This is a genomic window from Xanthomonas indica, from assembly GCF_040529045.1.
Classification (GTDB): domain Bacteria; phylum Pseudomonadota; class Gammaproteobacteria; order Xanthomonadales; family Xanthomonadaceae; genus Xanthomonas_A; species Xanthomonas_A indica.
This window is the reverse complement of record NZ_CP131914.1, coordinates 1,530,352-1,546,161: the sequence shown is the minus strand read 5'-3', so window position 1 is coordinate 1,546,161 and position 15,810 is coordinate 1,530,352. Positions and strand designations below refer to the sequence as shown.

Below are 15,810 nucleotides of genomic sequence, written 5' to 3'. Positions count from 1 at the left end.
CCCCGTAGGGGCGGCTTCAGCCGCGACCGGCGTTCCCGGGGAGGCCGGTCGCGGCTGAAGCCGCCCCTACGGAGCGTGCAGCCGGCTTGCGCCTACGGATGCGCCAGGGCGTAGTCGATCGCCGCGCGCACCGCCGCCACCTGCGCGGCGTTGCACTGCTGCGGCGTGGCGCTGGCGCTGTCCGGGTACACCTCGGTGGTGGTGGTGTAGCGCGCGTCGGTGATGCCCGCGCACAGGCCCAGCCGCTTCACCGGGTAGTTGATGACCCCCGGCGCCGCCAGCGGCGTGCCGATCAATGTGCCCGCGGCGTCGGCCGGCGCGATGTGGGTAACCTGCGCCACCGCGGCCAGCACCGCCTGCTGGAAGGCCGGCTGCGGATTCTCGCTGTCGCCGACCAGGTAGAAGCCGTCGGGGATGCCGCCCGGTTCGTAGGCGATGCCATCGCGCGCGGCCAGCGCCGGGCGGAACTCGGACTCGTCGCTGTCGGTGGTCTCGTGCAGGTCGATGTGCATGCGCACCCGATCGCGCAACGGCGCGACCAGACGCAGCAGCGCCGCCGATTCCTGCGCCGGGCTGTCGGCGCGGAACGAACGGTTGGGATCGATCGCATCGGCGTTCCAGCGGTGGATGCGCTCGTACGCCCAGGGGCTCACGCACGGCGCCAGCAGCACGTTGGCGCGGCCGGCGTAGTCCTGCGCGTGCTGCTGCGCGAACTGCAGCGCGCCGTGCACGCCGCTGGTCTCGTAGCCATGCACGCCACCGGTGACCAGCATGCACGGCAGCGCGTCGTCCCAACCGCGGCTGCGCAGCGCCAGCAACGGATAGCGCTCCTGCGCGTACGCCAACTGCCCGTACTCGACCACGTCCCAGTGCCCGCGCAGGTCTTCGATGGCAGCGACCACTTCGTCCTGGTAGCTACGCCGGCGCGGCTGCCCGGCCAGCCAGGCCGCCTTCTCGGCGGCGCCCCAGGGCACGCCGGGGGTTCCGATCGGATAGAAGGCTGCGCTGGTCATGGTGCGGCTCCGCGTCGACAGGTGAGGGCGGCGACTGTAGCAAAGCACATGGGCCGCGATGCGACACGTGCCAAGAATGCAGCGCGCACGGTGCTCCCACGCGGAAGCGGATGCCGATCCCGCTTTCTTGCGCTGTCGCCATGAATACGTATGTAGCGCACGCATGTTGCGCCGCGATGCGCGCTTAGCATCCTCCCGCCGCACGCCTGCCCGCGGCGACGTCACGCCCTGTCCTGCAGGCGCCTTGCCTGCGCCCACGCACCGAGGAGATCGAACGATGCGCGTTCCATCCGCTGCAAATCGTCTGCTACGCCTGCACCGCTGGCGCAGCCTGCTGGTCGGCCTGCTGCTGTTCCTGGCCACCGCCAGCGCCCAGGCCGACGTCATCCTGCATGCGTTCAACTGGCCCTATGCCACCGTGGAAGCGCGCGCCGCGCAGATCGCCGCCGCCGGCTACCGCAAGGTGCTGGTGGCGCCGGCCTACCGCTCGCAGGGCGACGCCTGGTGGGCGCGCTACCAGCCGCAGGACATGCGCCTGATCGACAACCCGCTCGGCGACACCGACGCCTTCGCCAGCATGGTGCAGGCGCTGAAGGCGGTCGGCGTGGAGACCTATGCGGACGTGGTGCTCAACCACATGGCCAACGAGGCGGCCACGCGCTCGGACCTGAACTACCCCGGCAGCGCGGTGCTCGGCCAGTACGCCGCCAATCCGCAGCGTTATGCGTCGCTGCGGCTGTTCGGCGACCTCTCGCAGAATTTTCTCGGCGCCAACGACTTCGGCCCGGCGCAGTGCATCACCAACTACAACGATCCCTACCAGGTGCGCACCTACCGCATCTGCGGCGGCGGCAGCGATCCCGGCCTGCCGGATCTGGTCGGCAACGACTGGGTGGTGCAGCAGCAGCGCAATTACCTGCTGGCGCTGAAGGCGCTGGGCGTCACCGGCTTTCGCGTCGACGCGGCCAAGCACATGACCTTCGATCATCTGAACAAGGTACTCGATGCTCAGGTCCGCTCCGGCGTGCTGGTGTTCGGCGAAGTGATCACCGGCGGCGGCAGCGGCAATGCCGACTACGACCAGTTCCTGGCGCCGTACCTGCAGGCCACCCCGCACGCGGCCTACGACTTCCCGCTCTTCAACTCGGTGCGCAACGCCTTCGCCTACGGCGGCAGCATGGACCTGCTGGTGGATCCGGGCGCCTACGGCCAGGCGCTGCCGGGCGCGCGCGCAGTGACCTTCGCCATCACCCACGACATCCCCAACAACGCCGGCTTCCGCTACGCGATCATGGATCCGGTCGACGAGACCCTGGCCTACGCCTACCTGCTCGGCCGCGACGGCGGCGTGCCGATGGTGTACTCGGACAACAACGAGAGCGGCGACAACCGCTGGGTCAACGCCTACCAGCGCGACGACCTCAAGCGCATGGTCGGCTTCCACAACGCCGCGCAGGGCCGCGACATGCAGGTGCTGGCGCACGGTGCCTGCTACCTGCTGTTCCGCCGCGGCGACCTGGGCATCGTCGGCATCAACAAGTGCGGCACCACCGTCACCGCCGCGGTGCCGATGAACGGCAGCGTGCTGCGCTGGAACGTCGACTACACCGATGCGCTGGGCTCCGGCAGCGTGGTGCGCATCTCCAGCGGCAGCTACACCTTCAGCCTGCCGCCTCGGCAGGCGCGGATGTGGAAGCGCTGAGCGTCCGCATCCGGCCGATGCGCCGCGCGGGCGCGTCGGCCTAGGGCGTGTCGCCAATTCGCGAGTATTGCCGCGTTGGGTCTGGCAGGCCCGCGGCGGCGTTGCACGGCGCAGTGCCTGACTGGCCGTCAGGTCAAGCCGCGCGGGCCGGCCGCGCGCCTGCCAGGCCCAACCCGAAGCGCCGCGATTGCGCACGTCATGGCCGCGTCGTCGTGGCCCGGCATGCTCATGGATTAGTGACACGCCCTATCCGGCGACGGCAGCGCGACGCCGGCCGCGACCATTCCCAATCACCCGTAATCTTGCACATCCATCCGGATGAAGAGATATACTGACCGCACCGCCCGCTGCGTTGCGCCCATGACCGCCATCAGCTTCGAGTTCTATCCGCCCAAGACCGACGAGCAGCGCGCGCAGCTCGACCGCACCGCTGCGCGGCTGAAGGCCTACGCTCCGGAATACGTCTCCTGCACCTTCGGCGCCGGCGGCTCGACCCTCAGCTACACCTCCGAGACCGTGCGCCACCTCAAGCAGCACCACCGCTTCGAGGCCGCCCCGCACCTGTCCTGCGTGGGTGGCAGCCGCGAGGAGATCCGCGAACTGCTCAAGCTGTACCGCGCGATCGGCTGCCGCCGCCTGGTCGCGCTGCGCGGCGACCTGCCCTCCGGCATGGGCCACCCCGGCGACCTGCGCTATGCCGCCGACCTGATCGCCTTCATCCGCGCCGAGCACGGCGATGCCTTCCACCTGGAAGTGGGCGCGTATCCGGAGACGCATCCGCAGGCCAACGACGCGCTCAGCGACCTGCGCCACTTCAAGGCCAAGGTCGACGCCGGCGCCGATGCCGCCATCACCCAGTATTTCTACAACGCCGACGCCTACTTCCACTTCGTCGACGCGGTGCGCAAGCTCGGCGTGCAGATCCCGATCGTGCCCGGCATCATGCCGATCTCCAACTTCAGCCAGCTGCGGCGCTTCTCCGAACAGTGCGGCGCGGAAATCCCGCGCTGGATCGGCAAGCGCATGCAGGCCTACGGCGACGATGCCGAGGCCATCCGCGAGTTCGGCGCCGACGTGGTCGCCACGTTGTGCCAACGCCTGATCGACGGCGGCGCGCCCGGGCTGCATTTCTACACCCTCAACCTGGCCAAGCCGACCACCAGCGTCCTGGCGCGCCTGCGCGGCGCCATCGACGCCGGCTGAGCGGCGCGGTCGCTGCCGCTCGGGATTGGGGATTGGGGATTGGGGATTGGGGATTGGGGATTGGGGATTGGGGATTCGCCAAAGCGGGGCCGCGTGCCGCTGTTGCCAATCCCGAATCCCGAATCACCAATCCCGGCGTCACCACCCATTCGCTCCGCGGTCACGCCGGCTGCGGCTACCCTGCGCCGATGCGCGCTCTTCCGCCGATGCTGCTGCTCCTGTGCCTCTGCGTGTTCGCCACGCCCGCCGCGGCGCAGCGGGTGAACCGCTGCAGCGGCCCCGACGGCACCACCGTGTTCAGCGATCGGCGCTGCGAGGACGTCGGCGCGATCGACCGGCTGCCGCCACCGGCCGCACCCGGCAACGTCGATGGCAGCGCCCGCGCCCTGGCGCCGCCGCAGTGCGTGCGCCGGCTCAGCGTATTGGCGCAGCAGATCCGCACCGCGGTGGAAACCCGCGACGTCAACCGGCTGTCGGCGCTGTACTGGTGGAACGGCGTCTCCGACGCCGGCGCGCAGCGCGTGCTCGACCGGCTGGACGCGATCGTGCGCCGCCCCCTTGTCGCGATCGTGCCGGTGTTGCCGGGCGACTCGGCAGAGAGCGCCAACACTACGCCCGCCGCGACGGCGGCCGTGCCGATGCCGGGCACGCCGGACAGCGACGACACCGGTGGCCCTCCGCGGGCGCACGCGACCGGGCTGCGCCTGCAGCAGACCTTGAGCGGCAGCATCACCCCGGCCTCCACCGTGCTGGGGCTGCGCCGGCAGTACGACTGTTTCTGGATCAGTTTCTGAGGAGCCGGGATTGGGGATTGGGGATTCGCTATGGCGGCTCCCTGTACACGCCCCCCCCTCGCGTAGGAGCGGCTCCAGCCGCGACGTGGTGAAGCCGGGAATCGGGAATGGGGATTGGGGAATCGCAACAGCGGCTTCTCCCTACGCGCCACGCCACCTTCGCGGAGGAGTGGCTTCAGCCGCTACTTGTCGGCGATCCGATGTCGCGGCTGAAGCCGCTCCTACGGGCAGCGGTTGCCGCCGCTCCACTCACGCCACATCGGCCGCCAGCGGCCACAGCGCGCGGATCGCGGCGATGCCCTGGCCGCCATGGCGGCGCGCCTCGGCCACCTGGGTCGGCGCCAGGCCGCCGATCGGATAGATCGGCAGGGCGACCTGCTCGCGCAGGCGCTCGAACGCCTCCCAGCCCAGCGGTGCGGCGCCAGGATGGCTGGCGGTGGCGGCCAGCGGCCCGACCACCGCGAAATCGCAGCCAATGCGCTGCGCCGCCTGCAACTCTTCGAGGCTGTGGCAGGACGCCGCCACGGGCTGTCCGGCCGGCAACGGACGCGCCTGCCATTGCGGCAGTTGCTCCGCGCCCAGGTGCACGCCCACGCCCAGGTCCTGCGCCAGCGCCACGTCACGATTGACCAGCACCTGTGCGCCACGCGCCGCGCACAGCGTCGCCGCGGCCCGCGCCAGCGGCAGCCACTGCTCGGCCGGCAGGCCGCGCGCGCGCAACTGCACGCGGCGCACACCGGCGTCCAGCGCGCGCTCCAGCGCCGCCAACCACGGGCCCGGTTCGGTCGGCTCCGGGGTCACCAGGTAGCAAGCGGGTTGGCGCAGCATCGCCACCACCGGCTGGTCGGCCGGCGGCATCGCGTAGCGGCCCAGCTTGTCGGCGCTCACCCAGGTCAGCGCCTGGCCCTCGCGGCCGCGCGGCGTGCCCTTCCACGCCGACACCTGGCGCACTTCCAGGCGCAGGCGCTTGTCCGGGTAGCGCTGCGGCACTTCCATCAGCCAGTCGCCGACCACGGCCTCGATCCCCAGTTCCTCCTGCAGCTCGCGCACCAGCGCCTGCTCCGAGGTCTCGCCGGGCTCGCGCTTGCCACCGGGGAATTCCCACAGGCCGGCCAGGTCACGGCCCTCGGTGCGGCGGGTCAGCAGGATACGGCCGCGCGCATCGGTGATTACGCCGGCAACGACATGAATGGATCTGAGCGGTTCGGACATGGCGCAAGCTTGCCGTTTCCGGCAGCGCCAACGCAATCAACCGGGGTCACATCGGCGTCGATCGGCGTCGGAGCGCGGCGACCGCATCGGCGGGCATGCCCGCAATGTCGATGCGCGGCGCGGCAGTGCGCCTGACGCAGGGACCTGCCAGACCGTCATCGGACACGGTACGCGTGCGCCCCGATCCGCATGCCACGCTGCGTGGCGCGCCGCGCACGGCGCTGCCGCGGCATGCATCGCGACGGCTGCTGCATTTCTGCATCCGACCGCCACTCAGGCGTCCAGGCCGTGGCCGATGCGCCACAGCACGCCGCTGGGGTCGTGCAGGGTGAAGTCGCGCATGCCCCAGGGCCGGGCCTCGGGATCGCCCAGGCGCGCACCATAACGGCCGGCCAGATCGGCCGCATGCAGCCGCCGCCACCAGGCATCGGCGTCCTCCACCCACAGATGCAGCACCAGGTTCTGCGCCAGGCCTGCGTGGTAGAAATCCTGCAACAGAAACGCGCAACGGTCGCCGTGGCGGAAGCAGAGCAGGCCGTCGCCGAGCGGCTCGGGCGCGAACCCGAGTTCCGCATAGAAGCGCGCCGACAGCGCGAAATCCTGCGCGGGCACGAAGACCTTCAGTTCCAGGCTGTGCAAGGGAGCCAAGACGATTCCTCCGACGCATTCGTGCCCCGCATTGCCGAGCATGCCATGCCGCGACGGGGCGCGCGCCGGCAACGAGTGCACACGCGAAGCTCCACTCATGCCCCGGCCTGACACGGTCAGCGGCGCACGCGCGACCGCGACTCGCGGTTGACTCGACAGACGGGCTCCCCCCACCCTCACAGGGGCTGGGTCAGATACCGCTGCAGCGTCTCCCCCAACACCCGCACCGCCAGCGGCCGGGTCAGGCCCCTGGCCGGAAACTCCAGCACGTAGCGCACCAGGGCGAAGCCCAGCATCTGCGAGGCGATCAGGGTCGCGCGCGTCTCCGCCGCCGCGCCCGGCCCCAGGTAGCGGCGCACGGCCGTGCGCAACTGCTTCTCGAAGATCTCGGTGAGCCGCGCCTGCGCATCGGCGTGGCTCACCGCCGCGCGCAGCAAGGCCACCAGTTGATGGCCCGAGGGCGCGTCCTCCCAGACCGCGAAGAAATGCGCCGCCAGACGTTCGCCCACCTCCTCGGCCGGGACGTCGCGCAGATCCGGCAACTGCAGGTCGAACTCCACCGCCGCCAGGAACAACTGCTCCTTGCTGCCGTAGTAGCGGATCACCAGCGCGACGTTGGCCTGCGCCTGCGCGGCGATCTGGCGCACCGTGGCGCCGTCGTAGCCGTGCAGGGCGAACAGCGCCCGCGCCGATTCGAGAATGCGGTCTTTGGTGGCCTGCGAACGTGTCACGGGGGCGCCCCTGGAGAAAACAGGCGAAGCGCCTGTAAACATAAGTTTACTCCATGCCGAAAAGGGCGCAGAATGTAAACACACGCTTACCCAGGGAGAGGCGATGAACGCCCACGCAGACACGCTGTCCACGGACGTCCTGATCGTGGGCGCCGGCCCCAGTGGCCTGGCACTGCGCCTGGCCCTGGACCGCCTCGGGATCGCCTCGCTCCTGGTCGACCGGCATGCGGCGGGGCTGAACACCTCGCGCGCCGCGGTGATCCATGCACGCACCCTGGAAGTGCTGGAACCGCTCGGCGTGGTGCCGCGCCTGCTTGCGGCGGGCGTGCAGGCCACTCGGTTCCGCGTGCGCGACGGCGACCGGAGCCTGCTGCAGATCAGCTTCGACGACCTGCCCTCGGCGCATCGGTATGCGCTGATGTGCCCGCAGAACGCCACCGAGGCGATTCTGGGCGATGGGCTGGCGCCAGACTCCGCCACGGTGTGGCGGCCGGCACGCCTGCTCGCGTTTGCGGAGACAGCCGACGGCGTCAGCGCCGATCTGGAACTGCCGGAGCAGCGCCAGCGACGCGTCCATGCGCAATGGATCGTCGGCTGCGACGGCGCGCACAGCGCCGTGCGCGAGGGCGCGGGGATCGCATTCCAGGGCGGCGACTACGCGGAGACCTTCGTGCTCGCCGATGTGCGCATGGCCTGGCCGCTGCCGCGCGAGGAGGTCAGCCTGTTCTTCTCGCCGCAGGGCTTGATGGTGGTGGCGCCGTTGCCGGAACCCGACGGCACGGCGGGCGATCGCCACCGGATCGTGGTCACGGTGGCGGACGCCATCGGGCCGCCGACGCTGGCGCAGATGCAGGCCGTGCTCGACGCGCGCGGACCGCAAAGTGCGCGCGCGCGCATCGACGCGATGCTGTGGAGTTCGGATTTCCATCTGCAGCACCGGGTGGCCGCGCACCTGCGCCGAGGGCGGGCCCTGCTGTGCGGCGATGCGGCGCACGTGCACAGCCCCGCCGGAGGCCAGGGCATGAATACCGGCATCCAGGACGCGATCGCCCTGGCGCCGGCGCTGCAGCGGGCGCTACGCCAGCACGATGCCCGCGGCCTGGACGCGTGGGCGACCGGCCGCCATCGCATCGCCCGCGGCGTGGTGCGCATGACCGACGCGATGACGCGCGCGGCCACCGCCACCGGGCCGGTGGCGCGCAGCGTCCGCAACGGCCTGCTTGGGTTGATCGATCATGCGCCGCCGATCCGACACAGGCTGGCGGCCCGATTGGCCGAACTGGGTAACTGAGCGGCGAACCGCCGCTGCTCCGCAAAGGGACGGGAGCAGCGGATCCTGGTCCTCCGTGGTGGAGGACCAAGCACGCAACGGCTGCGCGCGTGCGCAGCCCTGCGTGGAGGCCAGACTCAGCTCAGCTGGCCGTGGCAGTGCTTGTACTTCTTGCCGCTGCCGCAGGGGCACGGATCGTTGCGGCCGACCTTCGGCGCTTCGCGGGTCACCTGCGCCACGGTCGGCGCCGCGGCGCCGCCGCCCTGCACCTGCTCGGCTTCCTCGTCGGCACCGTAGCCGCCGGCATCCTGGTGCTGGAACTGCGCCTGGCGCAGTTGCGCCTCCATCTGCTGGCGCTCCTGCGCCTCCAGCGCCGCCACTTCCTCCTCGCTGCGGATGCGCACCCGCGCCAGCAGGGTCACCACTTCGCGCTTGGCGTGCTCCAGCATCTCCGAGAACAGCTCGAAGGCTTCCTTCTTGTATTCCTGCTTGGGCTGCTTCTGCGCGTAGCCGCGCAGATGGATGCCCTGGCGCAGGTAGTCCATGCGCGCCAGGTGCTCCTTCCAGCTCTGGTCCAGCACGGTGAGCATCACGTGCTTCTCCAGCGCGCGCATGGTCTCGCCGCCGATGGCCGATTCCTTCTCGCGGAAATGGCGGTCCACTTCCTCGCGCACCTTCTCGACGATGCCGTCCGCGTCCAGTTCCTCCTGGCGCTTGACCAGGTCGCTGATCGACAGCGACAGGCCCAGCTCGCTGGCCAGCGTGGCCTCCAGGCCCGGCAGGTCCCACTGGTCGTCCACCGAGTTCGGCGGCACGAAGCGCGACACGATGTCGTAGATCACGTCGTCGCGGATGCCGTCGACGTTCTCCTTCACCGACTCGGCGTCCAGCAGCTCGTCGCGCTGGGCGTAGATCACCTTGCGCTGGTCGTTGTTGACGTCGTCGAAGTCGAGCAGGTTCTTGCGGATGTCGAAGTTGTGCGCCTCAACCTTGCGCTGCGCCTTCTCGATCTGCCGGCTGACCAGCTTGTCCTCGATGACGTCGTCTTCCTTCATGCCCATCATGCGCATCGCCTTCTGCACCCAGTCCGAGGCGAAGATGCGCATCAGGTTGTCTTCCAGCGACAGGTAGAAGCGCGAGGAACCCGGGTCGCCCTGGCGGCCGGAGCGGCCGCGCAGCTGGTTGTCGATACGCCGCGACTCGTGGCGCTCGGTGCCGATGATGTGCAGGCCGCCGGCGGCCTTGACCGCGTCGTGGCGCTCCTGCCAGGCCGCCTTCAGGCGCGCGCGCGTGGCCTCGTCCGGCTCCTCGCCCAGCGCGTGCAGTTCGGCCTCCAGCGAGCCGCCCAGCACGATGTCGGTACCGCGGCCGGCCATGTTGGTGGCGATGGTGACCGCGCCCGGCTGGCCGGCATTGGCCACGATCTGCGCTTCGCGCTCGTGCTGCTTGGCGTTGAGCACCTCGTGCTTCACGCCCGCCTTGCGCAGGTGCTCGGACAGCATTTCCGAGGTCTCGATCGAGGTGGTGCCGACCAGCACCGGCTGGCCGCGCTTGGCGCAGTCCTCGATGTCGGCCAGCACCGCATTGAACTTGCCCTGGCGGTTGAGGAACACCTGGTCCGGCCAGTCCTTGCGGATCGTCGGGCGGTTGGTCGGGATCACCACCACTTCCAGGCCGTAGATGCTCTGGAATTCGTAGGCTTCGGTATCGGCCGTACCGGTCATGCCGGACAGCTTCTTGTACATGCGGAACAGGTTCTGGAAGGTGATGCTGGCCAGCGTCTGGTTCTCGCGCTGCACCGGCACGCCTTCCTTCGCCTCCACCGCCTGGTGCAGGCCGTCGGACCAGCGGCGACCCGGCAGGGTGCGGCCGGTGAACTCGTCGACGATCACCACTTCGCCGTCGCGCACGATGTAGTCGACGTCGCGCTGGTAGATCGCGTGGGCGCGCAGCGCGGCATTGAGGTGGTGGACCACGCTCAGGTTCTGCGCGCCGTACAGGCGGTCTTCCTCGTCGGCGAGGATGCCGGCGGCGCGCAGCAGTTCTTCGGCGTGCTCCATGCCCGCTTCGGACAGGTGCACCTGCTTGCCTTTCTCGTCGACCCAGAAGTCGCCCTCGCCCTCTTCCGACTCCTGCTTGACCAGCTGCGGCACGATGCGGTTGACGCGGATGTACAGTTCCGGCGACTCGTCGGCCGGGCCGGAGATGATCAGCGGGGTGCGCGCTTCGTCGATCAGGATCGAGTCGACCTCGTCGACGATGGCGTAGTTGAGCCCGCGCTGGAAGCGGTCGGCCTTGGACAGCGCCATGTTGTCGCGCAGGTAGTCGAAGCCGAATTCGTTGTTGGTGCCGTAGGTGATGTCGGCGGCGTAGGCGGCGTGCTTGTCGCTGTGCGGCATGCCCGGGTACACCACGCCCACGGTCAGGCCCAGCCAGTTGTACAGCTTGCCCATCTGCGCGGCGTCGCGGCGCGCCAGGTAGTCGTTGACGGTGACCACGTGCACGCCCTTGTCTTCCAGCGCGTTGAGGTACACCGGCAGCGTCGCGACCAGGGTCTTGCCCTCGCCGGTGCGCATTTCCGCGATCTTGCCCAGGTGCAGGACCATGCCGCCGATCAACTGCACGTCGTAGTGGCGCATGCCCAGCACGCGGCGGCTGGCCTCGCGGCACACCGCGAACGCTTCCGGCAGCACCTTGTCCAGGGTCTCGCCGCCGGCGATGCGCCCGCGCAGTTCCGGGGTCTTGGCCTGCAGCTGCTCGTCGGAGAGCTGCTCCATCTCCGGCTCCAGCGCATTGATCTTGGCGACGATACGGTGGAGCTGGCGCAGTTGGCGCTCGTTGCGGCTACCGAAAACGCGAGTAAGCAGACTGTTGATCATTGAAGGAACCGGTTGGAAAGGAACGCCTCGGCGGCCCGATCCCCAGGGAATCGACGGGCCGCAAACGAAACAGGGCGCGAGGCGCCCTGTCGATGGCAAAGCACATTGTAGCTTGGGGCGGGGTCCGGCGATTCAATGCCGGCACACCGCCCCTGCCGGACTCAGCCGCGGCCGCGGCGGCCCACCGGAATGGCGCCATCGCCGAGGAACTTGGCCGGGTTCACCACCACCCCGTCCTTCCACACCTCGAAATGCACGTGGGCACCGGTGGAACGGCCGGTGGAGCCGGCCTTGGCCACTTCCTGGCCGACCCGCACCAGGTCGCCGACCTTCACCGACAGCCGCGAATTGTGCGCGTAGCGGGTGACATAGCCATTGCCGTGGTCGACCTCGACCACATTGCCGTAACCGCCGCGCACGCCGGAGTAGCTGACCACGCCGTCGGCCACCGCCAGCACCGGGTCGCCGACATTGGCGTGGAAGTCGATGCCCTTGTGGTTGCCGGTGCCGCGGCCGAACGGATCGGCGCGGCCGCCGAAGGCCGAGGTGATGTAGCTGTTGCGGATCGGCATCCGCGAAGGCACCGCGTTCTGGTCCAGCTGATGGTCGAACAGCAGCGATTCCAGCACCGACAGCTGCTGGCCGGAGGTGGCGAACTGCTGCTGCAGCCCGTCCAGTTCCTTGCCCAGCTGCTGCGCCGGCATGTCGTGGCTGGGCTCGTCGTCGCCGCCACCGACGCCGACCGGCTGGTCGAAGTCGAACTCGCCGTCCTGCAGCTTGCCCATGCGGGTCAGGCGCTCGCCGAGCGCATTGAGCCGGGTCGCCTGCGCCTGCAGTTCGCCCAGGCGCGCGGCCAGGGCGTTGACCTGGGTCTGCGCGTCGCGGCGCACCTGCGCCAGCTCCTGGTCCTGCCGCTCGAGCTTGGCGCGCAGTTGCGCCGAACCACCCCACCCGGCCGCAGCGCTGACGCCGATGCCGAGTACCATGCCGAGGCCGAGCACGGTACCGAGCGCGGCGAGGGGGCGGCGATCGGCGAATTCGCGCAATCGCCACGGCAACGTCTTGACCCCCTTTTCACTGGAACGGATTACGATCTTCTTGAACGTCATATGAGTTTTCATGTCTAAGCGAAAGTCCGGCGAAGGCCATACCGCCACGCCGCAGCCGGCGCTGGACGCCGCACTGGCGGACAAGGCGGGCGACCCGTTGCGACGTGCCTTGTGGCTCGACGCGCTGGACCGGCAGTTACGCCCCCATCTGCCGCCGAACCTGGCCTCCCGTTGCCGGTTGGCCAATGTGAACGGCGAGCAGCTCGTTTTTCTCGTTGAGTCTCCGGTCTGGCACGCCCGGGTCAGGCTGGCCGAGGCCGACATCCTTGCTGCGGCCCGTTCCCTCGGGCTGAAAGCCACCAAAGTGACCGTCAAGACTGCGACTGCACCCGCGCATTCCCCAATGCAGCAGGCAAGAAGCACGCCAGCTCCGGTTTCTGCGGCCACGCACAAGGGCTTGCGCGAGGCCCTGGCTTCCCTGCAGGACGTCGTCTCCACGACGCCCGATGCGACCACTGGCTCCGACCGTGGCCGTCGACGTACGTAGACAGACACGCCGCGACCGACGCATCCTAGCGGGCGCCAGGCGTCAGGTCGTTACCGATTCGTTAAATCGGCGTTAAGGGGAGAAGAAGAACCGGCCGATTGCCGATTCCGTGATACCCACCCGGCCGTTGGCCGGGCTTAACGGGTTCAGGCGTAAGCCGCGGCCCCGTAGGCCACCGGCGCCTGCTGCGCGGCGGATTCGAAGCTGACCCACTCCCACGCCGCCTGTTCGGCGAGCAGGGCGCGCACCAGCTTGTTGTTCAGCGCATGACCGGACTTGTAGCCCTCATAGGCGCCCAGGATGGGGCCGCCGGCCAGGTACAGGTCGCCGATCGCATCGAGGATCTTGTGGCGCACGAACTCGTCGGCGTAGCGCAGGCCGTCGTCGTTGAGCACGCGGAACTCGTCGAGCACGATGGCGTTGTCCATCGAACCGCCCAGGCCGAGATTGCGCTCGCGCATGTACTCCAGGTCGCGCATGAAGCCGAAGGTGCGCGCGCGGGAGATTTCCTTGATGTAGGCCATCGTCGAGAACTCGATTTCCTGGCGCGACTGCTTGGCCGGGATCATCGGGTGGTCGAACTGGATGGTGAAACCGAGCTTGTAGCCGCCGTCGTAGGGCACGAAGCGGGCGATCTTGTCGCCGTCGCGCACTTCCACCTCGCGCTTGATGCGGATGAAGCGCTTGGCCTTGCCCTGCTCGACGATGCCCGCCGACTGCAGCAGGAACACGAACGGACCGGCCGAGCCGTCCATGATCGGCAACTCGGCCGAGGACAGTTCGACGATGGCGTTGTCCACGCCGAGGCCGGCCATCGCCGACATCAGGTGCTCCACCGTCTGGATCTTGGCCTGGCCGCGGCTCAGGCCGGTGCACAGCGTGGTCTCGGTGACCAGCTCGGCATCGGCAGGGACGTCCACCGCCGGATCCAGGTCCACGCGTCGGAACACGATGCCGTGGTCGGCCGGTGCGGGGCGCAGGGTCATGTAGACCTTGTCGCCGCTGTGCAGGCCCACGCCGGTGGCGCGGATCGTGTTCTTGAGGGTGCGTTGCTGGGTCATGGCAGACAGTCTGGGAACGTCTGTTCGCACGGGAACTGAACAGACAACGAGAATATCACGCGTTTAGCCAAATTTTAACAAAGCGGTCACAGCATCCCATGGGTGCAACGCTGGCCCGTGCCGGCGTCGCCGTCGCAAAAACCTGCCGGGTCGCGAGGACCCGGCAGCAAGGGACACGGCGCGCCGGCCAGGGAGGCGCTCCTGGACGGCGGTATTGCGGGCCGGCGCGGACGCCGGCCGATGACGCGGACCTCAGTCGGCCTGGCGGCGCAGGGCGGGCCGCTTGCTTGCGAAGCATTGCTTCGCGAGCGGCCCCGCGCCCGGCCATGGACGGCCGGGCAGGCCCATCCGCAAGCCGGACGGCTGCGCCAGGGACGGCATCAGTCGGCCTGACGGCGCAGGAACGCAGGAATATCCAGGTAGTCGCTCGGCAGGTCGGCCGCGGCCGGTGCCGGTGCGGACGCCGCCGCGCTCATGCCGTCGCCGCTCGGACGACGCAGGCCCAGGCCCATCGCACCGCCGACCGCCTTGGACACGGCGTCGCCGCCATGCTCGAAGTCGCCGAACTCCGGCTGGCCGGTGGTGGCGTTGCGCACCAGCTTGATCGGCGCGCGCTGCTCCGGACGCTGCGACTGGCGCGACACCGCGCGGTTCAGGCCGGTGGCGACCACGGTCACGCGCACTTCGTCCTGCATGTCCGGATCCAGCACGGTACCGACCACCACGGTGGCGTCCTCGGAGGAGAAGCCCTCGATGGTGCGGCCGATCTCGTCGAACTCGGCCATGGTGAAGTCCGGGCCGGCGGTGATGTTGACCAGGATGCCGTTGGCGCCGGCCAGGTTGACGTCGTCCAGCAGCGGGTTCTGGATCGCCGCTTCGGCGGCGGCCTGCGCGCGGTCGTCGCCGCGAGCCGAGCCGGTACCCATCATCGCCAGGCCCATTTCCGACATCACGGTGCGCACGTCGGCGAAGTCGACGTTGATCAGGCCCGGACGCACGATCAGGTCGGCGATGCCCTGCACCGCGCCCTGCAGCACGTCGTTGGCGGCGCGGAACGCCTGGATCATGGTGGCGTTGCGGCCGAGCACGGTGATCAGCTTTTCATTCGGAATGGTGATCAGCGAGTCGCAGTGCTGGCTCAGTTCCTCGATGCCCTTCAGCGCCACCTGCATGCGGCGGCGGCCTTCGAACGGGAACGGCTTGGTGACCACGGCCACGGTCAGGATGCCCATTTCCTTGGCCAGCTGCGCCACCACCGGCGCGGCGCCGGTGCCGGTGCCACCGCCCATGCCGGCGGTGATGAACACCATGTCCGCACCCTGCAGCGCGTCCATGATGCGCTCGCGATCTTCCAGCGCGGCCTGGCGGCCGACTTCCGGGTTCGCGCCCGCGCCCAGGCCCTTGGTGACGTTGGTGCCGAGCTGCAGCTGCAGCTTGGCGCCGCAGTTCTTGATCGCCTGCGAGTCGGTGTTGGCGGTGATGAATTCCACGCCGTCCACGCTGCTGCTGACCATGTGCGCGACCGCGTTGCCGCCGCCGCCGCCCACGCCAACGACCTTGATCACTGCATTGGGTGCCATCTTTTCAATCAGTTCGAAATGCGCCATGTCCGTTTCCTCTTTGAGCCGGGATTCGGGATTGGGGATTAGGGATTCGGAAGTACTCCGATCCTTTTTTCCTGCCTCTCCGTCCGGCGAGTGT

At 69.3% G+C, this 15,810-nt stretch carries 13 protein-coding genes; 5 read left to right on the top strand and 8 right to left on the bottom strand.

All coding sequences use genetic code 11. The annotated features are described in order from the left end of the window. Positions 1 to 92 precede the first annotated feature (92 nt). Entirely contained in the window at positions 93 to 1,013 is a 921-nt protein-coding gene (locus tag Q7W82_RS06595) for a M14 family metallocarboxypeptidase (protein ID WP_242160681.1), read from the bottom strand. Between the two features lie 331 nt (positions 1,014 to 1,344). Here Q7W82_RS06595 and Q7W82_RS06590 point away from each other — a divergent pair, with 331 nt between their 5' ends. The 3 genes from Q7W82_RS06590 to Q7W82_RS06580 all read left to right on the top strand — a co-directional run bounded on the left by Q7W82_RS06590 (position 1,345) and on the right by Q7W82_RS06580 (position 4,712). After that, positions 1,345 to 2,715 carry an alpha-amylase family protein gene (locus Q7W82_RS06590; protein ID WP_242160735.1) on the top strand — a complete coding sequence of 457 codons (1,371 nt, stop codon included), beginning with the start codon at positions 1,345 to 1,347 and terminating at the stop codon, positions 2,713 to 2,715. A gap of 360 nt (positions 2,716 to 3,075) precedes the next feature. Continuing rightward, positions 3,076 to 3,918: a methylenetetrahydrofolate reductase [NAD(P)H] gene (metF, locus tag Q7W82_RS06585; protein ID WP_242160680.1), complete on the top strand. Its 843-nt coding sequence runs from the start codon at positions 3,076 to 3,078 to the stop codon at positions 3,916 to 3,918. A 188-nt stretch (positions 3,919 to 4,106) separates the two neighbouring features. Next, the gene (locus Q7W82_RS06580) at positions 4,107 to 4,712 is read left to right on the top strand and encodes a DUF4124 domain-containing protein (protein ID WP_242160679.1); all 606 of its coding nucleotides are present in this window, start codon (positions 4,107 to 4,109) and stop codon (positions 4,710 to 4,712) included. Between the two features lie 249 nt (positions 4,713 to 4,961). Here Q7W82_RS06580 and Q7W82_RS06575 read toward each other — a convergent pair whose 3' ends face one another. The 3 genes from Q7W82_RS06575 to Q7W82_RS06565 all read right to left on the bottom strand — a co-directional run bounded on the left by Q7W82_RS06575 (position 4,962) and on the right by Q7W82_RS06565 (position 7,303). Further along, the gene (locus Q7W82_RS06575; protein WP_160948092.1) at positions 4,962 to 5,924 is read right to left on the bottom strand and encodes a Nudix family hydrolase; all 963 of its coding nucleotides are present in this window, start codon (positions 5,922 to 5,924) and stop codon (positions 4,962 to 4,964) included. Between the two features lie 273 nt (positions 5,925 to 6,197). Continuing rightward, entirely contained in the window at positions 6,198 to 6,572 is a 375-nt protein-coding gene (locus Q7W82_RS06570) for a VOC family protein (protein ID WP_242160678.1), read from the bottom strand. A gap of 176 nt (positions 6,573 to 6,748) precedes the next feature. Further along, positions 6,749 to 7,303, bottom strand: a complete 555-nt coding sequence (locus Q7W82_RS06565) for a TetR family transcriptional regulator (protein WP_242160677.1) — start codon at positions 7,301 to 7,303, stop codon at positions 6,749 to 6,751. On the opposite strand from Q7W82_RS06565, the gene Q7W82_RS06560 reads away from it, so the two are divergent. Beyond that, positions 7,284 to 8,594 (top strand): FAD-dependent monooxygenase, encoded by a 1,311-nt coding sequence (locus Q7W82_RS06560; protein ID WP_242160676.1) that lies wholly within the window; start codon positions 7,284 to 7,286, stop codon positions 8,592 to 8,594. The genes Q7W82_RS06565 and Q7W82_RS06560 overlap by 20 nt on opposite strands. A gap of 116 nt (positions 8,595 to 8,710) precedes the next feature. Here Q7W82_RS06560 and secA read toward each other — a convergent pair whose 3' ends face one another. Further along, complete coding sequence (gene secA / locus Q7W82_RS06555; protein ID WP_242160675.1) at positions 8,711 to 11,452, bottom strand: preprotein translocase subunit SecA; 2,742 nt, start codon at positions 11,450 to 11,452, stop codon at positions 8,711 to 8,713. Positions 11,453 to 11,613: 161 nt separating this feature from the next. Continuing rightward, positions 11,614 to 12,561: a M23 family metallopeptidase gene (locus tag Q7W82_RS06550; RefSeq protein ID WP_160948096.1), complete on the bottom strand. Its 948-nt coding sequence runs from the start codon at positions 12,559 to 12,561 to the stop codon at positions 11,614 to 11,616. 10 nt (positions 12,562 to 12,571) lie between these two features. On the opposite strand from Q7W82_RS06550, the gene Q7W82_RS06545 reads away from it, so the two are divergent. Next, positions 12,572 to 13,048, top strand: a complete 477-nt coding sequence (locus tag Q7W82_RS06545) for a DUF721 domain-containing protein (RefSeq protein WP_242160674.1) — start codon at positions 12,572 to 12,574, stop codon at positions 13,046 to 13,048. Positions 13,049 to 13,194: 146 nt separating this feature from the next. Here the strand turns inward: Q7W82_RS06545 and lpxC are convergent, their stop codons facing one another. Continuing rightward, complete coding sequence (gene lpxC / locus Q7W82_RS06540) at positions 13,195 to 14,109, bottom strand: UDP-3-O-acyl-N-acetylglucosamine deacetylase (protein ID WP_160948098.1); 915 nt, start codon at positions 14,107 to 14,109, stop codon at positions 13,195 to 13,197. 380 nt (positions 14,110 to 14,489) lie between these two features. Then, positions 14,490 to 15,716: a cell division protein FtsZ gene (ftsZ, locus tag Q7W82_RS06535; protein WP_010340120.1), complete on the bottom strand. Its 1,227-nt coding sequence runs from the start codon at positions 15,714 to 15,716 to the stop codon at positions 14,490 to 14,492. Positions 15,717 to 15,810: the final 94 nt, after the last annotated feature.